General features: G+C 67.8%; 22 protein-coding genes, 3 tRNA genes and 2 pseudogenes. 17 read left to right on the forward strand and 10 right to left on the reverse strand.

The genetic code is table 11. The features are described 5' to 3' along the window. Nucleotides 1-3: 3 nt before the first annotated feature. A pseudogene (locus N4G66_RS45660) lies at nt 4-339 on the reverse strand (replication initiator); the annotation flags it as partial. 20 nt (nt 340-359) lie between these two features. Here N4G66_RS45660 and N4G66_RS18650 point away from each other — a divergent pair. After that, nucleotides 360-512: a hypothetical protein gene (locus N4G66_RS18650; protein ID WP_261705271.1), complete on the forward strand. Its 153-nt coding sequence runs from the start codon at nt 360-362 to the stop codon at nt 510-512. A 3-nt stretch (nt 513-515) separates the two neighbouring features. Here the strand turns inward: N4G66_RS18650 and N4G66_RS18655 are convergent. Together N4G66_RS18655 and N4G66_RS18660 are read right to left on the reverse strand one after the other, a co-directional pair. After that, a pseudogene (locus N4G66_RS18655) lies at nt 516-998 on the reverse strand (phosphotransferase family protein); the annotation flags it as partial. A 102-nt stretch (nt 999-1,100) separates the two neighbouring features. After that, nucleotides 1,101-1,502: a YccF domain-containing protein gene (locus N4G66_RS18660; RefSeq protein ID WP_261705272.1), complete on the reverse strand. Its 402-nt coding sequence runs from the start codon at nt 1,500-1,502 to the stop codon at nt 1,101-1,103. A gap of 57 nt (nt 1,503-1,559) precedes the next feature. Between N4G66_RS18660 and N4G66_RS18665 the strand changes: the two genes are divergently transcribed. Beyond that, on the forward strand, nt 1,560-1,907 hold the full coding sequence (locus N4G66_RS18665) for a YccF domain-containing protein (RefSeq protein ID WP_315903656.1): 348 nt from the start codon (nt 1,560-1,562) through the stop codon (nt 1,905-1,907). 185 nt (nt 1,908-2,092) lie between these two features. Then, nucleotides 2,093-2,659 carry an SMI1/KNR4 family protein gene (locus N4G66_RS18670; RefSeq protein WP_261705273.1) on the forward strand — a complete coding sequence of 189 codons (567 nt, stop codon included), beginning with the start codon at nt 2,093-2,095 and terminating at the stop codon, nt 2,657-2,659. A 4-nt stretch (nt 2,660-2,663) separates the two neighbouring features. Here N4G66_RS18670 and N4G66_RS18675 read toward each other — a convergent pair whose 3' ends face one another. After that, nucleotides 2,664-3,908: an APC family permease gene (locus tag N4G66_RS18675; protein ID WP_261705274.1), complete on the reverse strand. Its 1,245-nt coding sequence runs from the start codon at nt 3,906-3,908 to the stop codon at nt 2,664-2,666. A gap of 209 nt (nt 3,909-4,117) precedes the next feature. Between N4G66_RS18675 and N4G66_RS18680 the strand changes: the two genes are divergently transcribed. After that, complete coding sequence (locus N4G66_RS18680; protein WP_261705275.1) at nt 4,118-4,384, forward strand: GlsB/YeaQ/YmgE family stress response membrane protein; 267 nt, start codon at nt 4,118-4,120, stop codon at nt 4,382-4,384. A gap of 253 nt (nt 4,385-4,637) precedes the next feature. Here the strand turns inward: N4G66_RS18680 and N4G66_RS18685 are convergent, their stop codons facing one another. Then, nucleotides 4,638-5,126, reverse strand: a complete 489-nt coding sequence (locus tag N4G66_RS18685) for a YajQ family cyclic di-GMP-binding protein (RefSeq protein ID WP_261705276.1) — start codon at nt 5,124-5,126, stop codon at nt 4,638-4,640. 202 nt (nt 5,127-5,328) lie between these two features. Between N4G66_RS18685 and N4G66_RS18690 the strand changes: the two genes are divergently transcribed. After that, nucleotides 5,329-5,410 (forward strand) — tRNA-Tyr (locus N4G66_RS18690). A gap of 359 nt (nt 5,411-5,769) precedes the next feature. On the opposite strand, the gene N4G66_RS18695 is transcribed toward N4G66_RS18690, so the two are convergent. Together N4G66_RS18695 and N4G66_RS18700 are read right to left on the reverse strand one after the other, a co-directional pair. Then, on the reverse strand, nt 5,770-6,111 hold the full coding sequence (locus N4G66_RS18695) for a CPCC family cysteine-rich protein (protein ID WP_261705385.1): 342 nt from the start codon (nt 6,109-6,111) through the stop codon (nt 5,770-5,772). A 1,001-nt stretch (nt 6,112-7,112) separates the two neighbouring features. Beyond that, entirely contained in the window at nt 7,113-7,634 is a 522-nt protein-coding gene (locus N4G66_RS18700; RefSeq protein ID WP_261705277.1) for a hypothetical protein, read from the reverse strand. 608 nt (nt 7,635-8,242) lie between these two features. Here N4G66_RS18700 and N4G66_RS18705 point away from each other — a divergent pair. Beyond that, entirely contained in the window at nt 8,243-9,457 is a 1,215-nt protein-coding gene (locus N4G66_RS18705) for a helix-turn-helix domain-containing protein (RefSeq protein ID WP_261705278.1), read from the forward strand. 126 nt (nt 9,458-9,583) lie between these two features. Here the strand turns inward: N4G66_RS18705 and N4G66_RS18710 are convergent, their stop codons facing one another. Further along, nucleotides 9,584-9,943: a GntR family transcriptional regulator gene (locus tag N4G66_RS18710; RefSeq protein WP_261705279.1), complete on the reverse strand. Its 360-nt coding sequence runs from the start codon at nt 9,941-9,943 to the stop codon at nt 9,584-9,586. A 215-nt stretch (nt 9,944-10,158) separates the two neighbouring features. On the opposite strand from N4G66_RS18710, the gene N4G66_RS18715 reads away from it, so the two are divergent. The 7 genes from N4G66_RS18715 (at nt 10,159) to N4G66_RS18745 (ending at nt 14,616) form a co-directional block, all read left to right on the forward strand. Next, nucleotides 10,159-10,506: a hypothetical protein gene (locus N4G66_RS18715; protein ID WP_261705280.1), complete on the forward strand. Its 348-nt coding sequence runs from the start codon at nt 10,159-10,161 to the stop codon at nt 10,504-10,506. After that, complete coding sequence (locus N4G66_RS18720; protein ID WP_261705281.1) at nt 10,503-10,733, forward strand: hypothetical protein; 231 nt, start codon at nt 10,503-10,505, stop codon at nt 10,731-10,733. The genes N4G66_RS18715 and N4G66_RS18720 overlap by 4 nt, the downstream gene beginning before the upstream one ends. A gap of 47 nt (nt 10,734-10,780) precedes the next feature. Further along, nucleotides 10,781-12,154, forward strand: a complete 1,374-nt coding sequence (gene repSA, locus N4G66_RS18725; RefSeq protein WP_261705386.1) for a replication initiator protein RepSA — start codon at nt 10,781-10,783, stop codon at nt 12,152-12,154. Next, the gene (locus tag N4G66_RS18730) at nt 12,154-12,369 is read left to right on the forward strand and encodes an excisionase family DNA-binding protein (protein ID WP_261705282.1); all 216 of its coding nucleotides are present in this window, start codon (nt 12,154-12,156) and stop codon (nt 12,367-12,369) included. The genes repSA and N4G66_RS18730 overlap by 1 nt, the downstream gene beginning before the upstream one ends. Further along, nucleotides 12,369-13,583, forward strand: a complete 1,215-nt coding sequence (locus N4G66_RS18735) for a tyrosine-type recombinase/integrase (RefSeq protein WP_261705283.1) — start codon at nt 12,369-12,371, stop codon at nt 13,581-13,583. The genes N4G66_RS18730 and N4G66_RS18735 overlap by 1 nt, the downstream gene beginning before the upstream one ends. A 337-nt stretch (nt 13,584-13,920) precedes the next feature. Continuing rightward, nucleotides 13,921-14,079 carry a hypothetical protein gene (locus N4G66_RS18740; RefSeq protein ID WP_261705284.1) on the forward strand — a complete coding sequence of 53 codons (159 nt, stop codon included), beginning with the start codon at nt 13,921-13,923 and terminating at the stop codon, nt 14,077-14,079. Nucleotides 14,080-14,403: 324 nt separating this feature from the next. Beyond that, nucleotides 14,404-14,616, forward strand: coding sequence for a hypothetical protein (locus N4G66_RS18745; protein ID WP_261705285.1), 213 nt, complete (start codon nt 14,404-14,406; stop codon nt 14,614-14,616). Nucleotides 14,617-14,642: 26 nt separating this feature from the next. Here N4G66_RS18745 and N4G66_RS18750 read toward each other — a convergent pair whose 3' ends face one another. Next, nucleotides 14,643-15,299, reverse strand: a complete 657-nt coding sequence (locus N4G66_RS18750; RefSeq protein WP_261705286.1) for an SDR family oxidoreductase — start codon at nt 15,297-15,299, stop codon at nt 14,643-14,645. Nucleotides 15,300-15,418: 119 nt separating this feature from the next. Between N4G66_RS18750 and N4G66_RS18755 the strand changes: the two genes are divergently transcribed. Further along, the gene (locus N4G66_RS18755) at nt 15,419-16,516 is read left to right on the forward strand and encodes a hypothetical protein (RefSeq protein WP_261705287.1); all 1,098 of its coding nucleotides are present in this window, start codon (nt 15,419-15,421) and stop codon (nt 16,514-16,516) included. Nucleotides 16,517-17,011: 495 nt separating this feature from the next. Here N4G66_RS18755 and N4G66_RS18760 read toward each other — a convergent pair whose 3' ends face one another. Then, nucleotides 17,012-18,262 (reverse strand): amidohydrolase family protein, encoded by a 1,251-nt coding sequence (locus N4G66_RS18760; RefSeq protein WP_261705288.1) that lies wholly within the window; start codon nt 18,260-18,262, stop codon nt 17,012-17,014. A 479-nt stretch (nt 18,263-18,741) separates the two neighbouring features. Between N4G66_RS18760 and N4G66_RS18765 the strand changes: the two genes are divergently transcribed. From N4G66_RS18765 to rpmG, 3 genes are all read left to right on the forward strand, one after another. Further along, nucleotides 18,742-18,814 (forward strand) — tRNA-Thr (locus N4G66_RS18765). Between the two features lie 46 nt (nt 18,815-18,860). Continuing rightward, nucleotides 18,861-18,933 (forward strand) — tRNA-Met (locus N4G66_RS18770). 87 nt (nt 18,934-19,020) lie between these two features. After that, nucleotides 19,021-19,185 (forward strand): 50S ribosomal protein L33, encoded by a 165-nt coding sequence (rpmG, locus tag N4G66_RS18775; RefSeq protein WP_004571794.1) that lies wholly within the window; start codon nt 19,021-19,023, stop codon nt 19,183-19,185. Nucleotides 19,186-19,368: the final 183 nt, after the last annotated feature.

The raw sequence follows: 19,368 nt of genomic DNA on the forward strand, positions 1-19,368 counted from the left end.
CGGTCAGCGGTGCCCCAGCCGGTGCTTCCTCCGTCGGTCCAGCTGAGCCGTCGAGGCGGACCACAGCGTGCACGTGGACGGCAGCGCGCTTTGGTATTCCGCGATCCGCGCGGAAGACAGTCGGGCGTGGTCGGCGAATCGGGACTGTACGAGGTCGGCCGCGGTGGCGAGTTGAAGTCGGACGCCGATGACGAAGCGGTCCCAGAGCTTTCCCGCGTGTGCGTGCCAGAGGACGTGTGCCGTGCAGTCGTAGCAGTCGTAGCAGTCGGCGCAGAGGGGTTGGCCGACGAGGGGATCGGTCGTGCCGTGGATGGTCCCGCAGCCGAGGCGGCGCCCGTGACCGCATTCGGCCCTGTCCCATGGACGGTGGGGACACCCTCCAGTACTCCCGCTTCCAGCGCTACGTGACCGACTTCCAAACCGAAGTGAGCATTCACGCGGCGAACCCAGTCGTGGCCGCCTTCAACGACCAGGTGCGCGACGCCCTGACCCGCTTGGACGACGACGAGTAGCAGCTACCAGGGACGCCAGTCCCGAAGTCCGTCGTCCTTGCGCAGCCCAGCGATACGCCGGCGATATCCGGCCGCCGTCCGCTCGTCCTCCTGCACGTTCTGCATCAGCCACGTCGTCATGCCGAACTCCTGCAACCCGCGCAGCGTCTCGTAACCGTGCCACTCGTACAGATCCCGTCCGTACGCTCTGACGAAGTCGGCGTACTGCTCGTCGGTCTGCCATCCAAGACTGTGGTGCTCGACGGCCGTGACCATCAGGTCCCACTCGGGATGATCGAAGCAGAAGGCCTCGAAGTCGATCAGGATCACTTGCCCTTGATCGTCCACCATGAGGTTCTGCACGTGAGCATCACCGTGCACCGGTCCCTTGGGAGTCTCGAACCGCAGCTCCTCGACCTTGTCACGCAACTCCCGCCGGCGCTTCCGCAGGAAGACCCGGTCATCCCCTGGAATCACGGCTCGATCGAGCCGCAGCTCCTGCTTGTCACTCGAGACCGCGCGAGCATCAGTCGCAACGTAGAGCCAGGGAAGGCCCTTCCAGTGTTGAGCCGTCGGCAGGAGGAGGCCTGAGTTCCGCCGCCCGGTCGCTTAGAGGCTGCCAAATCCCTGATCCGTCGATACCACTTCGCGCCCCAATGGCATCAGAGAGATCGGGATCAGCTTGAGGTTGGCCCACCCGAACGGGATCCCGATGATCGACAGGAACAGCGGGATGCTCGTGACGAGGTGAGCCAGAGCCAGCCACCACCCTGCGAAGATCACCCAGATCACGTTCCCGATGAACGAGCCTGCCCCTGCGCCTGGCTTCTCCACGGTGGTGCGGCCGAACGGCCAGATGACGAAGCCGGCGATACGCAGCGACGCGACGCCGAACGGGATGGTGATGATCAAGATGAAGCAGATGAGCGCTGCGATGAGGTAGCCGATCGCCATCCAGATGCCGCAGAAGACGAGCCAGATGATGTTCAGCAGCAGGTGGAAGAGCTTCATGATCGGTACCTCCAGGTGGGTCCGTCGGCATGCCTCTCCCACCAGTATCGGCTGGTCATGCCCTCAGGCGGAACCGCAGCGCCCTTGTGGCGCGATCGGCAACGTTGGCGGACAATCCCGTTCGGCATCGCCGCGTTCCGAATCGGCATCTACGCACTGTGGCCGTTCGGCTGTACGACGGTGGAGCGCCACGACGCGGGCACGCCGTCCTGCATCGGCAACGTCCTGTGGCTGGTCCTCGCGGGCTGGTGGCTAGCCCTGGCCCACATCGTCACGGGCATCGCCATGTGCCTGACGATCATCGGCATCCCGTTCGGTATCGCCGACTTCAAGCTCATCCCGGTTCCGCTGTTCCCGCTGGGCCGCGAAATCGTGCGCGCGGATCAGCCGCTCGCGTCACGCTAGCCGTACGGGCCCGCAGGACACGGTCGTGGGTGCCCGGCGGGCGTACGCGCACTCGGTGACCGCCGACCTTCGAGAGCGTCCTCGGCCTCTTTGCCCTCTTCGCCGAAAACGGCGCCGTAGTCCGTCTCGCGTGAGGGTTGTCCACAGGCTCCCCGATTGTCAGTGGCGCGCTGCATGATGAACCCATGACCGAAATCGAGCAGTTGCTGGCACGGGTCGCTGTGGAGGCTCGTAACACCCGCCCGTGGGGCTGGCCTTCGCTCCCCGCGCCCGTGGGCCCGGCTGAGGTCGCCCGCGCCGAGGCGGTACTGGGCTTCCCGCTTCCCGCGCTGCTCGCCTCGCTCTACCTGCGGATAGGGGACGGCGGATTCGGTCCGGAATACGGCCTGCTGCCCTTGCTCGACGGACCGCCCTCGGGCGAGCCCGCGGTCGTTCCGCAGTATCTGGCCAGCCGCGAGAGCGGCCGAAAGGACCCCGAGTGGCCATGGCCCGAGGGGGTTCTGCCGATATCCCACTGGGGCTGTGGAATGTACGCGTGCGTGGACTGCCAAAGCCCCGACGGCGCGGTCCTGCTCTACGAACCGAACGCAGACGAGGCCGACCACGCCTGGTACGTGGACGCACCCGACCTCGCGACCTGGCTGCTCGCCTGGCTCGAGAGAACGGGCTGGTACGAGGAGTCCAACGACGGCGCGGATCTCCCCCTTTGGCCCGACTTCCAGATACGTACGACGGTGACGCAGGCTTCCTGACCCGCTAGCGCGAAGCCGCCCACAGCCGTACGCCGTATGCCGCTGCCCCCACCGCCAGGACGGCCGCGCCCACGACCACAGAACGCCCCGGCAGAGCGAACGCCAGCGTCACGCATCCGAGGAGTCCCAGCACCGGCACAACCCGCGACGCCGGAGCCGAACTCAAAGTCCAGGCGGAGGCGTTGGCGACTGCGTAGTACGCCAGCACGCCGAAGGAGGAGAAGCCGATCGCGCCGCGCACATCCACGGTCGCGGCCAGAGCGGCGACCATCACTCCCACGGCCAGTTCCGCCCGGTGCGGGACCCGGAAGCGCGGATGCACGGTGGCCAGGGCGCCCGGCAGATGACGGTCACGGGCCATGGCCAGCGTGGTCCGCGAGACACCCAGGATCAGGGCGAGCAGTGAGCCGAGTGCGGCCACGGCGGCCCCCACCCGCACCACCGGCACGAGCCCGGGCAGTCCGGCTGCCCGTACAGCGTCGACCAGTGGCGCCGGGGCGAGCCCCAGCCCGGCCGATCCGAGTACCGAAAGGACAGCGACAGCGACCGCCGCGTACACCACGAGTGCGATGCCAAGAGCCAATGGGATCGCGCGCGGAATGGTGTGCGCCGGATCCCGTACCTCCTCACCGAGCGTCGCGATCCGCGCGTACCCGGCGAACGCGAAGAACAACAGACCGGCCGCCTCAAGCACCCCGCCTGCGCCGGAAGACAGTCCGATGCCCAGCCGCCCGGCATCGGAGACGTCCGAGCCGAGACATCCGACCACGACGGAAGCGAGGACCGCCAGGACCACTGCCACGATCGCCCGCGTCAGCCAGGCCGACTTCTGCATGCCGCCGTAGTTCACGGCGGTCAGCACGACCACGGCCGTGACCGCCACCGCGTGGGCGTGCGTCGGCCAGACGTACGCGCCCACGGTGAGCGCCATGGCCGCGCAGGAGGCTGTCTTGCCGACGACGAACGACCAGCCCGCCAGATATCCCCAGAAGACACCGAGCCGCTCACGCCCGTAGACGTATGTACCGCCGGAAGCGGGGTACAGGGCGGCGAGCCGTGCCGAGGACATCGCGTTGCAGTAGGCGACGACGGCGGCGACCGCGAGTCCGAGCAGGAGCCCGGATCCGGCCGCACGCGCCGCTGGGCCGAGCGCCGCGAAGATCCCGGCACCGATCATCGAGCCGAGCCCGATGAGCACGGCGTCCCCGACACCCAGGGTGCGACGCAACTCGGGACTGGACTGAACCATGGGTCGCACCCTACTGATCACCGCAACCGGCGGGAGCCCGGCGACGTCCTGTTCATCAGCACGGCATCAGCACGGCACCGACTACACGCGCACGGCACCGATACACGTGTGACCCGCACTGGACACGGACAGCGCGGGCACGGCCCGCCCGGACCGAAATCACAGGGCCGGCGCAGCGTGGCGACAGCACGGAGGGGCAGGCTCAGGACATGGGCATCATCAGCTGGATCATTCTGGGGCTGCTGGCCGGCGCCATCGCCAAGTTCCTGCTCCCGGGGCGCGACCCGGGAGGCTTCATCGGAACGACCGTCATCGGTGTCGTGGGCGCGTTCATCGGCGGCTGGATATCGGCCCGCTGGCTGGACCACCCCATCGCCAAACACTTCTACGACGGCGCCACTTGGGCCGCTGCCATCGGCGGCTCGCTCGTGCTGCTGATCCTCTACCGCATCCTGTTCGGCGACTCGCGCCGCTGAGCGTGTCGACGAGACCGCGGCCGACAACCGAGAAGGGCGGGCACACCGAGGTGCCCACCTTTCCTCGTACCTTCGGCCACTGCATGGGCGCGCAGTCCTGGGCGCGCACAGGAAGCGAGTAGGACACCACCGGCCCCGCAAAGAACCGGCCCGCAACACCCGGCCCCCTGAGGCGGGTTGGCGAAGCACTGCCGTCACTGCTCGGTGCTGTTCGGCTCTTTGCGTGCCCGGCGTATCAGACGTGCCAGGCGTTCTACCGGTAGTTCACGTACTGCAGAGCGAAATCGAAGTCCTTGCCCTTGAGGAGAGCCTGAACGGCCTGCAGGTCGTCACGGCTCTTCGAGCTGACGCGCAGCTCGTCGCCCTGCACCTGGGCCTTCACACCCTTGGGGCCCTCGTCGCGAATGATCTTCGCCACCTTCTTCGCGTTGTCCTGGGAGATGCCCTCCTCGATCGTCGCGAAGATCTTGTACTCCTTGCCGGAGAGCTGAGGCTCACCGGCGTCCAGCGACTTCAGTGAGATGCCCCGCTTGATCAGCTTGGTCTCGAACACGTCGAGGATGGCCTTCACTCGCTCCTCGGAGTTCGCCTCCATGAGGATCTTCTCGCCGGACCAGGAGATGGAGGCGCCGACGTTCTTGAAGTCGTAGCGCTGCGAGATCTCCTTGGCGGTCTGGTTGAGGGCGTTGTCGACCTCCTGCCGCTCGACCTTCGAGACGATGTCGAAACTGGAGTCGGCCATGTCCTGTGGCTCCTTGTATCGGGTGTGTAGGGGCGGCCGTCGAGCCCGGCGTAGGCCTCCGGCCGCATCCGCATAAGCCTAGCCACCCCCCTCCCTCCAAGCGTCGATCAATTGGGTGGCGAAGCATCCCCGGGCATCAGGTATCGTTTACGTCGTTGCCAAGGAGTACCGCCCAAAAGCGGGGCTAAGAGGCAGCATCCCTGGCGGTGTGCCCGAGCGGCCAAAGGGAGCAGACTGTAAATCTGCCGGTTTCACCTTCCCAGGTTCGAATCCTGGCGCCGCCACAGTAGCGGGTATCGACCCCTGACCAGTGACTTTGGTCGGGGGTCGATCTCGTTTCCGCTTGCTGCCAGTCACCGTGATTCCCCGTCGTTCCCCACTCGATCTGGCACGCTCGTGGCACGGCGCGTGATCTAGACCACGCGGTCGGCGGAGCCTCAATGGCTCAGTCAAGCAAGCGGGCCGCCGCTGACGCGTCTGCGAAGTCAGTGACCCTCTCGATGCGAACTATGGGCGCGGAGGTCGGTGAGGTCTCCCGGCCCAGCCAGGAGGACCTTGGGGGTTCTGGACGGTCACCTGCGGTCGCCTCGGTTGCTGTACTTCGCTGCTGTACGCGGAGGTGAGCGATCGGACAAGTTGGGACCTAGCTTTGATCACTCGACGGGGTCCCGCCGTAGAGGACACCCGTGCCGTAGTGCGGAGCGATGTCCGGGTGCTCTTCCGGTCGCGGCGCGCGTACCTGTGGCGAGAGACGCCCGCTGCATGCACCGGTAGCTTCGAAGTTCCGCCGTGCCTCAGTCAGGCTGAGCTGACCGTTCGGGCCGCCTCGGCACTCGTCTGCATCGTGGTCATCCTGACCGTCGTCCTCCCAGAAGCAAACTGGACAGATCTCGTACATTGCACGCTCAGCGAGGGTGACGAATCCGCAGCAAGGGCAGCGATACGGACCGTTCTCGGCTCGGCCTATGACATCCGCGAACACCATGAGCGCATTGTGCTGTGCGATCACGCTGACCCACCTTCCATTTTCGTGCGGTCGGTGGAGTCTCAATGGGCGAGGCGGGTCAACACTTCAGCAATCTTGAAAACCGTCGTGGCGCGAGTCACCGCGGGTTCAAATCCCACACCCACCGCAGGTGAACGGCCCCTGACCAGGTAACTCGGTCAGGGGCCGTCGGCATGTCGATACACCGTGATCGCCCTTTGCTCCCCGTGCTTCCCCGTGCGATCGGGCACGTGAGGGGCACGGCTCAGTCAGAAGGCGCTCTGCCACCAACGATGCGGCGGGTTTCTGTACGACCCGGTGTCGGGGCGTTCTAGGATCTTGAGATCGAGTGCGTGCACGATGCTGCGGAGCTCCCGGGAGCTCTTCTTGGGGAGGGCGCAGATCGCCAGTTCCAGCAGATCTCGCTCATCCGCAGGCTCTGGGCAACAGTCGGTGACTCCGCACCGGCCGCTGAATGGTGAAGGCAGCTGGTTGCTCGGTGCCCGTGCGATGGCAGTCCACCGAGAGAGAGCCTGCTTGACCAGGCCGGGTTGGAGTCGCGTCCGTTCCAACCGAATGATCTGTGCCTGAGCTGAGCCGGAAAGCTGACTGATCTTCGAGTAGCGGATATGCGCGGCAAAGCGCCTGCTGTCGGCCCGGAGGCCTGAGGGGCGCCTACGCGGCATGGCCCTTTCGGTTGTGAGTCATGAACGGCAGTCTGACACGCGGCTGGACAGTTGCGTAGGTTGGTTGGATCTCAACCGCCGAGCCAAGCCACAGGCCACTCTCGTCAAGTTGACTCCCCTGGCCGGCCGCGGGCCTTGGACCTCTGGCCTCATCCTTATCAGGTCAATCGCGGGGTGTTGGTGACGTTGGTCGACGGCCGGTGATCTCTGAGCGGGGGTTCATCGAGGTACGGCGCCAACCGGCGATGTTCGTGCTTGTTGGTGTCAGGTGTTGATGTCAGATGCCGAATGGGCTCTCGGCGGGCTGTTGTCCCGCTAGGGCGCGGCAGGGAATGGGTACTCGGGCACCCAGCCCGGGGCATCCTCCAATGGAAGGTGGTCGCGGTAATACTGCGACTCGAACCACTCCTCCTTCACGAAGAGCGGGCGCGTTAGGAGCGAGTCCCCGACCTGCTGCGAGCGCAGGAGCAGTCCGAGATCGGTCAAGGCGAGCGAACCGTCAGGGGTGTAAAGGACCCAGTTGCCGTGCTCGGCGGCATGGTCCAGCAGGAACTGGTGGCCCTGCTCTGGATCGCGGCCGGCCAGTGGGAAGCCTGCTAGGGAGACCTGCGGACCGGTGACCGCATCCAGCGCCACGCACACAAGCTTGCCCGCGGCGTAGAACGCCGTCACCCCGCCCGAGAAGTCTTCCTGCTCGTAGGGCCCGCCAACCCGAGTCTCGGGCTCAGAAACCATCAGTGCCTCGGCGACCTCGGCTGGAGACATCCCGAACCAAAGTGGCCCCACGCCGCCTTCGGCCCGCATTTCCCAGCGCTCGGGCTCCACCTCTGCGCTCATCCGACCCACCCCACATTTGATCGGCCCATACCCGCGGGTCCTGAGATCAGGTTCCGAGGCTATCCCTCCCCCACCCACCACTCACCCCAGCTCCCATCCCGTCTGCCGTCGACCCACACACCGTGGAGCGGGCGTGGTTCATGGCGTCCAGGTGGAGCGCGCCACTGTACGAACGACCTGGACGCCATGGGCCGCGTCTGCTCGGCTCTGCCTGGGTCGACGGCAGACGGGATGGGAGCACCCCGCGCACGCCACACTCGGCCGGCACACGCGGACGGCGCCCCCGCCATCTCGGAGCCTGAGCGCCCCCGCCGGAGGCATGCTTTGACCGTTGCCGCGTTCCTGCGGTGCTCGACTCATGGCCAATGGCCCTATCCACACGTGGGCGCGCGTCGGCGCAGCGCGGGCGGAGCGGGCCGAAGGCAGGAGCGGCGCCCGCAGCGGAGCCGGGAGCGCGCCCGGCGGAGCGGAGCGCAGCCGGGGCTTGATGAGGTAGAGAAACCCGTAACTCCGGCCTGACAGAGGGCTGTTCGGGCGTCCACTGTCACTTTTACTGCCAGCGTCACGGTTCGGCGTGGGTACCGTCGTAGTGTCGAAGGGAACCCATGATGGCTGAACTGACCACAGGGCAGCGCGTAGCACGAGCGCGGCGCCGACTCGGCTGGGATCAAACGCAGTTGGCGGCATCTGTCGACCGCTCCGTTAGCTGGGTATCCAAGATCGAAACCGGTCGCCTTCCGCTCGATCGCATGAGCGTTCTTGGCCAGATCGCCGAGGTGCTCGGGGTGGAGGTCATAGAGCTGACCGGACAGCCGTACCGCCATGAGACTGCGGAACTCGACTCTGGTCACGCCGCGATCCCCGGCCTTCGCCTCGCGCTCCAACAGGCGACCATGCCTGGCGGCGCGGCCCTGATCGCGATGACCGATGCCCCAACCCTTCCCGAACTCGCGTCACGGGTCGAGGCGGCCGAGAGGCTGAGGCAGGATGCAAAGTTCACGCCTCTGGGTGACGTCCTTCCCCAGATCCTTCGCGATCTGGTCGTCCTATGTGACGTAGCTGAAGGCGAAGACGTGCCGCGGGCCGAGTCCCTCATGCTTCGGGCAAGCCATATGGCGCGCGTTTCGTCCAACCTCCTCGGGCACCATGACCTCGGATGGAGTGCCGTTCAGCGGGAGCTAGTTGCAGCCGAGCGGGCAGAGTCGCCGATCCTCCGCGCTGCGGCTCGGTGGGATCTCTGCGGCGTCTGGCTCCACGAGGGGGAACTCGGTGCTGCGCGCGACATGGCGCACAAGGCTCTCGATGATCTCGAACCTCACATGGGGGCGGCCGATCAGACGTTGCGCGCACTGTGGGGTGCGATGCACTTGCGAGCGGCTGTCGCATGGTCCCGGCTCTGGGATCGCACTGAGGCGGAGTCGCACCTGACTGAGGCCCGCCAGGCGGCCGCCGGCGTATCGGCGAACGGAAACGCCTTCCAGACTCAGTTCAATGCCGTCAACGCAGAGATCCACTCGGTGGAGGTAAGCCTGGAACTGGGCCACCCTCGCGACGTGCTCTCACGTGCTGAGCTGGTCGATATCGAGCACATCGCGTCGGGCGAGCGGCAGTCGCATTTTTGGGTCTGCACTGCTGTCGGCCAGATGATGAACGGCAAGTTGGGCCCGGCGGCTGACGCGATCCTGCGGGCTGACGCGATTGCCCCTCAGCACGTGCGCAACAGGCCGATCGCCCGAAATCTCGTGGACGACCTGAGGTCGACGGACAAGCACGCACACACGGCGGAGATCAGGCGTCTCGCCGCGAGTATGAAGCTGGGCTGATCATCACTGACAGGGGGAAGACCACCGTGAGGGTCGCGGACAGGGCGCGGTTATTAGCAGAACTGCACGAAATCCGGAGAAAGCTCGCCGAAGCTGCCCAGCGAGTTGATCGGCTGTCTTCCTCGGTCAGGAACGCTCGCGAACCTGGCTCTCAAGGCGATCAAGCCGCGAGTTGATCAGCTCCAGTGCGGCCTTGATCTCGCCAAGTTCATTCGCCATGGCGCCGTCCTCCTCTGCCGAGTCCGCGAGTCCCGGATCGCTGGCGACGAAGGTCCCGCGCCCTTGCTGGCTCACGATGAGTTGTTCGCGTCGCAGGATGTCGAGGGCATGGCGAATGGTCATCGCCGCAACGCCGTAGCGCTCGGCCATCTTCGCGTTCCCGTCGAGCCGCTGACCGGCCTTGAGGGCTCCGGAGGCAATCCTCTTCCGGAGGTCGTCGGCCACCTGCTCATAGGCGCTGCGCGGATCGTCCTGGCTCACGGTCACATCCCCAGGTTACCTAAGTGACCTAAAGAAATCTGCCCCAGGGTCTTGCGCATCAACCTGTTCCAGCTAATCTAGGTAACACAAGAGAAGTTAGATGAGTGGCCCACTCGGGCCGGGGGCGGCGCTCCTACCGCCAAGCAGATTCGCCGCCCCCTCGTCCCTCAAAGGGAGCTTCCATCATGCCGTCGAAGTTCTTAGCCGCGCACGCACACTCCGTGCGACTGTCGCCTACCGCTCTGGCCTGTCTGCCGAACGTGGCGCTGATCCTCGCTTTGTACGCCTCGGAGTACGTCCACGAGCCTCGTCCGGATCTGGAGAAGGTCGCGGCATTCATGGTCGACGGCGCCAACCGGTCAGGCCTGCCGGAGCTGATGAACAACACCTGCCACCTGGTGGCCTTCTGGCAGATGTGCGACGACGAGGCCTCCACGGATGAAGCCTGGTCGGCCCACTACGCCCGGTTCGACAACTACCGGATCATCCACTGCTCCCTGACCCAGGGGCAGATGTCGACGGTGCGCCGTCACCTGCGCGCCATGGCGGCTGAGGCGGTGGCGGCATGAGCATGCTCCCGTCCTGCTACGACCTGCTCGATGCCATCCCGCCCATCTGCCCCGGCTGCGAGGCGCACGCCCCGTACTGGCGTTGGGTCCGCGTCGACGGCCTGCGCGTCCTCACGCACGACGGTGACCTGATCTGCCCGAAGGACCGCACCTTCGGCTACACCCCCGTCCAGGACCCCGCTCCGGTTCCGCTGCCCACGGTCGAGCCGCTGGAGGTGGCCGCGTGACGGTGTTCCCCGTCCCCCCGGAGGCCGTGGCCGGTGCTGCGGCCTCCATGGGCACCGACCCCCTGACCCTCGCCGATCTCCTGCGGGTCGCTGGCTCCCCGGACTTCGACCGCTGGCAGGAACAGATCCGCCGTACCGGCGGCTGCTCGCACCCGATCCGGCTCCAGGGCCAGACCGTGACCCGTGACCGGGCGACCGGTGATGTCCTGTACTCCTACAGCACCGAGAACGAGCCGGGCGGCATGCTCCGGGTCGCGTGCGGCAACCGGCGGGCCTCGCGCTGCCCGTCGTGCGCCTGGACGTATGCCGGGGACGTCTATCACCTGATCCGTGCGGGGATCACCGGTGACTCCCGGATGGGCATATCCGGGGAGATCCGCCAGCATCCCGGCGTCTTCGCCACCCTGACCGCACCCTCGTTCGGGCCCGTGCACAACCGGCCCGCGTCCGGCCGCTGCCGCTGCGGCGCCCGGCACGCCGAGGACGACCCGGTACTCGGCACGGCCCTCGACCCGGAACGGTACGACTACGCCGGGGCGGTGCTGTGGAACAACCATGCCGGGGACCTGTGGCGCCGCTTCACCATCTACCTGCGTCGTGAGATCGCCGCTCGTGCGGGCCTGTCCCAGACCGCCATGCGGGAGGTGTGCCGGGTCTCCTTCGGCAAGGTTGCCGAGTTCCAGAAGCGCGGCGCCGTGCACTTCCACGCGGTCGTGCGCATGGACGGTCCGGACGGCCCCGACTCCCCGCCCCCGGCCTGGGCCACGGTCGCTCTCCTGGATGACGCCATCCGTGCTGCCGCCGGTCGGGTCTCGGTTCCAGTGCCGTCCGCCGGCGCCTTCGCCGCCCGCGTCCTGCGCTGGGGCAGTCAGGTCGACGTCCAGGCCATCGGCGGTATCGAGGGCATCGAGCTGACCGACGGGGCGGTCGCCTCCTACGTCGCCAAGTACGCCACGAAAGCAGCCGAGACGACCGAGACCGTGGACCGCCGGATCGGGGAGCTCTCGGAACTCGACGGCCTGCCGCTGCCCGCGCACACCCGGCGGCTGATCGAGGCGTGCCGGGACCTGGACGGCGTGTACCCGGATCGGCTGCTGTGGCGCTGGGCTCACATGCTCGGCTTCCGGGGCCACTTCATGACCAAGTCCCGCGCCTACTCCTCGACCCTGTCCGAGCGGCGCCAGGTTCGCGCCGACTTCCGCGCACGCCAGGAACGCCGCGAACGGGGCCTGCCCGAGGACCTCGACGACTCGGAGGGCTCCACGCTGGTGCTCGCCCACTGGAGCTACGCCGGACAGGGCCACACCCCCGGCGAATCCTGGCTCGCCGCAACGATCGCAAAGGACATCCGGACGAACCGAGAGACCGCACGCGAAGCCCTGGCCGACATGCCGGATCACGAGACAGAGGGGGAGTGGTGATGGCTGAGCGTCTGCTGACGGTAGCTCAGGTTGCCGAACGGCTTGGGACCTGGGACATGAGCGGCGAACGCTTCCCACGACGCCTGATCGAAGAGCGTCGGATCACGTTCGTCAAGGTTGGTCGGCACGTCCGCATCCCGGAGAGCGCCGTCGACGAGTACATCGCCGCGAACACCGTGCGCCGCGTCGTCCGTCGACTGAGGGCGGTGGCCTGATGCCCAACAACCGAGGCCGCCGCCGGCGCTTTGGTGCCGTCCGACAGCTCAAGTCCGGCCGCTGGCAAGCCCGTTATCGCGACCCGGCAACGAGTCTCCTGCGGTCCGCGCCGCACACCTTCGAGACCAAGACGGATGCGGATCTGTGGCTCACCACCACGGAAGCGGAGATCATCAAGGGCACGTTCCGTGACCCGAGCGCCGGAAAGATCACCGTGGCTGAGTGGGGCAAGCGCTGGTTTGACTCGGCTTCTCCGCACCTCAAGCGGCGGACCGTGACGCTGTACGCGGGGCTGATCCGACTGTGGATCAACCCTCGGGTGGGCGGCTACGAACTGTCGGCGGTGCGACCGATACACGTCAAGGAGTGGCTTGGCGGACTTCAGAAGGCGGGCCTGAGCGCCTCGCGTGCTCGCACCGCGTACCGGGTGCTGTCCCAGATCTTCGCGTCCGCTGTCGACAACGACCTGATCGCGGTCACACCCTGCCGGGGAATCAAGCTGCCGCGACTGCCTGAGACCGAGCCTCACATCCTGAGCGTGCGTGAGGTTGAGCGGCTGATCTCGCATCTCAACCCGCCGCATGACCTCTTGGTCAAGATCCTCGCGTACGCCGGACTGCGGATCGGCGAAGGGTTCGCGCTGCGACGGAAGGACGTGGACCTGGTCAACGGCCTGATCTGGGTGGATGAGGCGTTGGCGGAGGACGCCGGACAGTTGTTCTTCGACACCCCGAAGTCACACCAGAAGCGGCCGTTGTCCTTGCCCGCGTACCTCGTCCGGGAGCTCCGCGAGCATCTCGCGGCCCGCGTGGTTGATGATCCGGAAGCGCTGCTGTTCCTCGGTCGCACCGGGCGCCCTCTCCGGTACAACTCGTGGCGGCGGACGCACTTCGACAAGGCCGTCGAGCGGGCCGGACTCAAGGACGTCACTCCGCAGGACCTCCGAGCCACGCACGCCTCCCAGGTGGCCGACCGGCACGGCGTCATGGCTGCGGCCAAACGGCTCGGCCACGCCAACGCGAGCGTCACGACTCGGCACTACGCCCGGTCGCGGGATGGTCAGGATGCGGAGATTGCCAAGGAACTCAACGCCGATCACGAGAAGGCCAAGCGCGCGCGTGCCAAGAAGACGAAGCGGATCAAGGGCGACGTGGCACGGACGTTGCACGCGGAGAAGGGGACCGCTTCCGAGTCCGACGATCAGGGCGGATGACCTGCGCGGATGACTCGGCGTGCTTGATCGTCTGCCGGAGTCTGTAAATCTGCCGGCTTAGCCTTCCGTGGTTCGAATCCACGCGCCGCCACATGAAGGTAGACCCCCTCCGATCTGCGGAAACGTAGATCGGAGGGGGTCTCTTCGTGTTCGAGCAAAAAAGCTCGCGCGTGGAGCGAAATGCGTGACTTGTCTCACGCGGCTCTTTATCGGAACCCGGGTCTGACTGATCCAGAACACCTGTACCGGTACGACAAGCGGCAAGATCGCCAAGCTCGGTGCCCATGCCACGCTCAATCTCGAGGTCGCCGGTGCGCACGGAGTCCCCGCGAGCGGGGTGAGCGCCGTCGATCTCGACGCACCGGTCAAGGTCGGCACCAACGGCGAGATCGACCTGTGCAGCGCGGGCTCCACCTTTGTCGATGCCTGTGCCGATCTCCTCGGCGCTGCGATGTCTACCCATGGGGTGACCACCCGTGGGTTGGCCTGTGGGTGACGGTGCACCTGGAAGGAGTGAATCCGCGAGGCGCCCTCCGGCCCCAGCAGGACACCGAGCGACTCTTGACCGCGGCGGTGCTGATCGCCGCCGGTGACATTCCTCGTTTCCGTTCGGCGATCCGTCTCGCGCGGGCGGACTGGCGGGATCTGCTCATGGCCGGAGAACTGGGCTACGAGGACCGGCCGCACGTCCTGGATGAACTCGGTCGGGCCGTTCGTCCGTGCGCCGGCCAGGCGTCGGTCGTAGAGCCGTCGTCGACGGGGGACGGCCGCCGACGGGTGTGCCGGTGGGATCAGTGCGCCCACGGGGCACACTGATCCCATGTCATCGCGTCGCAGAAACTGCCCGGAGTGCCGTCGGGAGATCGCCGTCGTCGCGGGCCGGTTCGCTCGGCACGATCCGCCCGGCGCGCGGGAGAGCGGGGAGCTGGTCTCGTGTCCCGGTTCGCGTCGGCAGGCACGCCTCGGAGCCGCCCAGCCCGCGCTGGACGGTTACGCCGTCCCGGAATTCCCCGGCCAGCTCCCGCTGTTCTGAACCGGACGCCCGAAGGGGCGGCAGGCCTAGTTCCCCGCCACCGACTTCACCGCCACCGAGATCGGTGTCGAGCCGCTGACCGCTTCCAGGGTCAGACCGGCGGTGGCCGGGGTGTCGACCAGTTCGGCGAGGACCGCGGCGACGTCGTCACGGGGGATCATGCCGCGGCCCGTGGAGGCCTCAAGGCGTACGAGACCGGTCCCGGCGTCGTCGATCAGGCCCCCGGGGCGCAGGATCGTCCAGTCCAGACCCGTACGGCCGCGTACGTACTCGTCGGCCTCGCCCTTGGCTCGCAGATACGCGTCGAAGATGTCGTCGCCCGGGTGGGCCGGGTCCGCACCCATCGAGGAGACGACCACGTGCCGGCGTACGCCCGCGCGCTCTGCGGCGTCCGCGAACAGGATCGCGGCACCCTTGTCCACCGTCTGCTTGCGGTCCACTCCGCTGCCCGGTCCCGCGCCCGCCGCGAAGACGGCCGCGTCCGCGCCCTGCAGATGCGCGGCGACCTCCTCGACCGACGCCGACTCCAGATCGCACAGGACCGGCTCCGCCCCGGCCGCCCGTAGATCGTCGCCTTGTTCGGCACGGCGGATGATCCCCGCGACCTCGTCCCCGCGCGCGGAGAGCAGTCGCTCCAGCCGCAGCGCGATCTGACCATGACCACCAGCGATGACAATGCGCATGTTTCCGACCGTACGCCCGGAGGACCGCGTTCGCCGCACAACCCTGTGGACAACTCATGAGTCACATGGGTGATCTCTGCGGATGCACCAGTGATCGCCGCGAGAACGAGTGAAGAAGAGTGAACACGCGAACGAGGGAACGCCGTGCGGGTCCGTACGGCGTCGTAGAGGAGATCATCATCACCGTCATACGCAAGACCGTCACCACGGTCGGCTGCACCGCTGTCCTCCTTGCCACGGCGGCCGCTTGCGGCACGGTCCAGAACCTCACAGCCGGGCAGAAGGTGGACCACGCCGTCGAACGGCTCGGCGAACAGAAGTCTCTCGCCTTCCAGTTGGACCTCGATGCCGACGTCGACGCGATCAACACGCTGACGGGCGAGGCAAGTTCCGACGAGCCCCTTCCGCCGGAGTTCGCGAAGTTCGTCAGCGGATTGCACGTCGACGTCTCGGTCAAGTCCAAGAAGGCGCTGGCGGATTCGGTCCAGAAGGACCTCATCGGGACGAGCGTGAAGGTCACGGGGTCCGGCGGCGTCCTCGTCGAGTACCGGATCGTCGGCGACTTCACGTACTACCGCGCCGACATGAAGGCCGTCGGCGAGGCGATGGGCTTCCCCATGCCGTCGGCCGACGATCTCCCCGCGAGCGAGAAGGAGATGAGGAAGGTCCTCGAAGGCGACTGGGTGAAGGTCGACACCAAGGAGCTGGAGCGTTCGCGGAAGTCCGCCGGGGGTGCCTCGAAGGGGGCCGGCGCCGGCGACATCGACGCCAAGACCCAGAAGAAGGTTCTCGACGCCGTACGAGGTGTCATCGGACGCGAGGTCACCTTCCGGACCAGGAGTGGGGCGGACGGTGTCGAGCACGTCGTCGCCACGGGCAACGTCCGCGACCTGCTCACCGGTGTCTTCGGCAAACTCCGTCCGTTGCAGGGCGACCTTCCGGCGGGTGCGGAACTCCCTTCGGCCAAGGACCTCAAGGACGCGCCGAACAAGAAGGTCGCCGTCGACTTCACCCTGAAGAACGGTGACCTGCGGCAGATCAGGGTCGACCTGGCCGTCCTCGCCGACAGCCCGAAGACCGCCAAACTGCCCCTCGTCCTGAAGTTCTCCGAGGCGGGAGACATCAGCGCGCCGTCGGGAGCCACCGAGATCCCCGCGAGCAAGGTTCCCGGGGGCAGCCCCCTGGGCGGCGCGTTCCTGGGCGGCGACGAGCTCTAGAGCGCGGGCGCACGCCCGCGGAAGCCTTCCCCGGACCCCCGGACCCCCGGACCCCCGGACCCCCGGACCCCCGGACCCCCGGACCCCCGGACCCCCGGACCCCCGGACCCCCGGACCCCCGGACCCCGGGCAGCCGGCCTGTCCAGGCTCCGGGCGCGTGGGGCCCGTAGAAGCACTGAAGCCGGTTCAGTCGGTCCCGCAGGGGAACCTGGGGGGCCGGCCAGGGCGGCGCGTCACGCGCGCGTGCCACCGGTCACGTGCCCCGGCGTGCCACCGGTCACCGGGCCCGGCGTGCCACCGGTCACTGGTCACCGGGCCCGGCGTGTCACCGGTCGCCTCGTTACGCGCGCGTGGGTCATCCTCGCTTCACGCGCGCGTGGCCGCCGTGCCGGAGAGAAGCCGGAACGCCGACTCCGCCTCCGCGCCGTGCCGACGAGGAGCCGCAACGCCACCCTCGCCTCACTCGCGTGCGAGGCGCCGTCCCGCCCGGCCCGGCTACGACGGCTCTCCCCGTCCCTGGCGGGGCAGTTCCAGCCCCGACTCGGCCGCCGAGTCGCAGTACTCCCGCACCGCGCTGGTCCGCGCCACCACGCGGCCGCGGTGGACCACGATCCGGCTGTACGAGAGGGACAGTGCCCCCGCGAGCCGGTCCCCGCGCACGGCGAGCAACTCGGCCGGGAATCCGGCCTCCACGCGCACCTCGGGCAGCCCGAGGGCGGCTCGTGCGGCACAACTCACCGTGTCGTAGGCGTCCTCGGGGCGCAGCCCGCTTCGGGAGGCCAGCAAATAGGCGGCTTCCAGCGGGTCCCCGCGTCCCACCGGGTTGGACACGTCGCGCAGGGCGCCACTGCCCGCCGCGACCCGTACGCCGGCCGCCCGCAACAGCCGTACGGGAGCGATGCCGCGCCGGTCGGCCGAACCGCAGCCACCCTGCGGCAGACACACCACCGTCACCCCGGCAGCGGCGAGTTGGTCCGCGGCGCGGGCGGCCACCTCGGACGGCAGCCGGCCGAGCGCACCGCACGGGCCGAGTGTCACTCCGGGCCGCAGCCCGCCCGCCATCGCGGCGAGCCGGGCGAGCCGGGCGGGATCGGCGGCGTCCGTGTGCAGATCGACCGGACAGCCGTGCTCGGAGGCGAGTTCCAGGACGGCCTCGACGTAACCCGTCGGATCAGGGTCCGCGTCCGGGCAGCCGCCCACCACGGAAGCGCCCATCTTCAGGGCGTCCCGCAGCAGTGCGAGCCCGTCGGCGCCGGCCGCCCCGGTCAGCACCCGCGGCATCGCCACCGTCGCCAGTTCGGCGAGCCCCCGCAACGACCGCCGCACCTCGAGGACCGCCGCCAGCGCGTCCAGCCCCTGTACGTCACCGACACGCACATGGGACCGCAACGCCGTGGCGCCGTGCCCCAGTTGCAGCAGTGCCGACTCGGTGGCCCGGCGCTGGATCTCCTGGTCGTCGTACGTGAGAGGGCCGTCGTCGTCGGCTGTGAGAGCCGTGTCGCTGTGCGCGTGGGCCTCGGCGGGGGCCGGCAGGAGGAGGTAGCCGTCGAGGTCCACCTTCGCGGCGAGAGACCCCGAGGCACCCGCCGCCAGGCTCCCCGCGGTACCGACCGCCTCGATACGACCGCCACCCAGCCGTACGTCCACGGCCCGGCCGTCGGTGAGCCGCGCCCCGCACAGCAGGAGCGCGGCCGTGTCGGTGTGTCCCGACGAGGAATGGGGCGGCTGCTGCTGACTGTCGGGCATCGCGCTCCTGGGGCTCGGGGGCGGCTGCGGGAGGGACGACTGCGGAGCGTGGGGACACAAGATCACGCAGCGTGAGTCGAGCCTAGGGCGGCGACTCGTCAACGTCGGGGAGGAGCGCAATAGTCGTACCGGTGTGGTCCGTCGGCGAGCCCGGGACCAGCCATCTCGTGACCGAGGGCAGGGTCAGCCGCCCGTCCGCCGGTCTGCGGCCACCTCCGTGCCCTGTCTGCCCGTCTGCGGCCACCCCTGTGCCCGGTTCCCCGCGCCCTGGCTCTTCCCCCCTGCCGGGCCGCCCCGTGCCCGGCAGGCATGCCCCCATGGGTGGCCGGAGGCCCGTCACCCCGTGTTATCCAAGGGGCCTGAGAGGCCTGTGAGGGGTTCTGGGAACGCCCGGGGAAACGTCTGGGGTCAGGCCGGGGCGGGTGCCGCGAAACGGATTTGGGCGATCGGCGGCCGACCGTGTAATGTCTTCATCGCTCGCCCCAATAGCTCAGTCGGTAGAGCGTCTCCATGGTAAGGAGAAGGTCTACGGTTCGATTCCGTATTGGGGCTCTGGTGTGAGAGGTTCCCGTCGCAAGGCGGGGACTGATCGCATCTCAGCGGTGTAGCTCAGTCGGTAGAGCAAGCGGCTCATAATCGCTGTGTCACCGGTTCAAGTCCGGTCACCGCTACTGACAGTAGCCGATTGTGGGGTCGGTCCTTCGATCGGCTACTCTTCTATGCGTTAATGTCCCATCCGTTCGTCAAGGAGCACTCCTGTGGCTGCCACCGACGTCCGCCCCAAGATCACGCTGGCCTGCGTGGAGTGCAAGGAGCGGAACTACATCACCAAGAAGAACCGGCGTAACGACCCGGACCGACTGGAGATGAAGAAGCACTGCCCGCGTTGCAATGCGCACACCGCGCACCGCGAAACGCGATAGTAGTTTCAGGCTCGTACACGAGGCCGTCCCCTTCACGGGGGGCGGCCTCGCGTCGTTGTGGAACCGATGTCCGGCGTGTACCCGGCGTCATAGGTGGACCAGCGATTTAGAGCGAAGATAGGCCGTCCGGCTAGACGGTCGGTCCAGCTGTGACACCAGCGCAGCGAAGACAACCAGGAGGTG

It is taken from the genome of Streptomyces rhizosphaerihabitans, from assembly GCF_025399795.1.
GTDB lineage: Bacteria > Actinomycetota > Actinomycetes > Streptomycetales > Streptomycetaceae > Streptomyces > Streptomyces rhizosphaerihabitans.

Excerpts from the sequence above, each read along its gene's own strand:
- N4G66_RS18650 (WP_261705271.1), top strand. The coding sequence starts at position 360 with ATGGACGGTGGGGACACCCTCCAGTACTCCCGCTTCCAGCGCTACGTG.
- N4G66_RS18660 (WP_261705272.1), bottom strand. The coding sequence starts at position 1,502 with ATGAAGCTCTTCCACCTGCTGCTGAACATCATCTGGCTCGTCTTCTGC.
- N4G66_RS18665 (WP_315903656.1), top strand. The coding sequence starts at position 1,560 with ATGCCCTCAGGCGGAACCGCAGCGCCCTTGTGGCGCGATCGGCAACGT.
- N4G66_RS18670 (WP_261705273.1), top strand. The coding sequence starts at position 2,093 with ATGACCGAAATCGAGCAGTTGCTGGCACGGGTCGCTGTGGAGGCTCGT.
- N4G66_RS18675 (WP_261705274.1), bottom strand. The coding sequence starts at position 3,908 with ATGGTTCAGTCCAGTCCCGAGTTGCGTCGCACCCTGGGTGTCGGGGAC.
- N4G66_RS18680 (WP_261705275.1), top strand. The coding sequence starts at position 4,118 with ATGGGCATCATCAGCTGGATCATTCTGGGGCTGCTGGCCGGCGCCATC.
- N4G66_RS18685 (WP_261705276.1), bottom strand. The coding sequence starts at position 5,126 with ATGGCCGACTCCAGTTTCGACATCGTCTCGAAGGTCGAGCGGCAGGAG.
- N4G66_RS18695 (WP_261705385.1), bottom strand. The coding sequence starts at position 6,111 with ATGGTGTTCGCGGATGTCATAGGCCGAGCCGAGAACGGTCCGTATCGC.
- N4G66_RS18700 (WP_261705277.1), bottom strand. The coding sequence starts at position 7,634 with ATGAGCGCAGAGGTGGAGCCCGAGCGCTGGGAAATGCGGGCCGAAGGC.
- N4G66_RS18705 (WP_261705278.1), top strand. The coding sequence starts at position 8,243 with ATGGCTGAACTGACCACAGGGCAGCGCGTAGCACGAGCGCGGCGCCGA.
- N4G66_RS18720 (WP_261705281.1), top strand. The coding sequence starts at position 10,503 with ATGAGCATGCTCCCGTCCTGCTACGACCTGCTCGATGCCATCCCGCCC.
- repSA (WP_261705386.1), top strand. The coding sequence starts at position 10,781 with ATGGGCACCGACCCCCTGACCCTCGCCGATCTCCTGCGGGTCGCTGGC.
- N4G66_RS18730 (WP_261705282.1), top strand. The coding sequence starts at position 12,154 with ATGGCTGAGCGTCTGCTGACGGTAGCTCAGGTTGCCGAACGGCTTGGG.
- N4G66_RS18735 (WP_261705283.1), top strand. The coding sequence starts at position 12,369 with ATGCCCAACAACCGAGGCCGCCGCCGGCGCTTTGGTGCCGTCCGACAG.
- N4G66_RS18745 (WP_261705285.1), top strand. The coding sequence starts at position 14,404 with ATGTCATCGCGTCGCAGAAACTGCCCGGAGTGCCGTCGGGAGATCGCC.
- N4G66_RS18750 (WP_261705286.1), bottom strand. The coding sequence starts at position 15,299 with ATGCGCATTGTCATCGCTGGTGGTCATGGTCAGATCGCGCTGCGGCTG.
- N4G66_RS18760 (WP_261705288.1), bottom strand. The coding sequence starts at position 18,262 with ATGCCCGACAGTCAGCAGCAGCCGCCCCATTCCTCGTCGGGACACACC.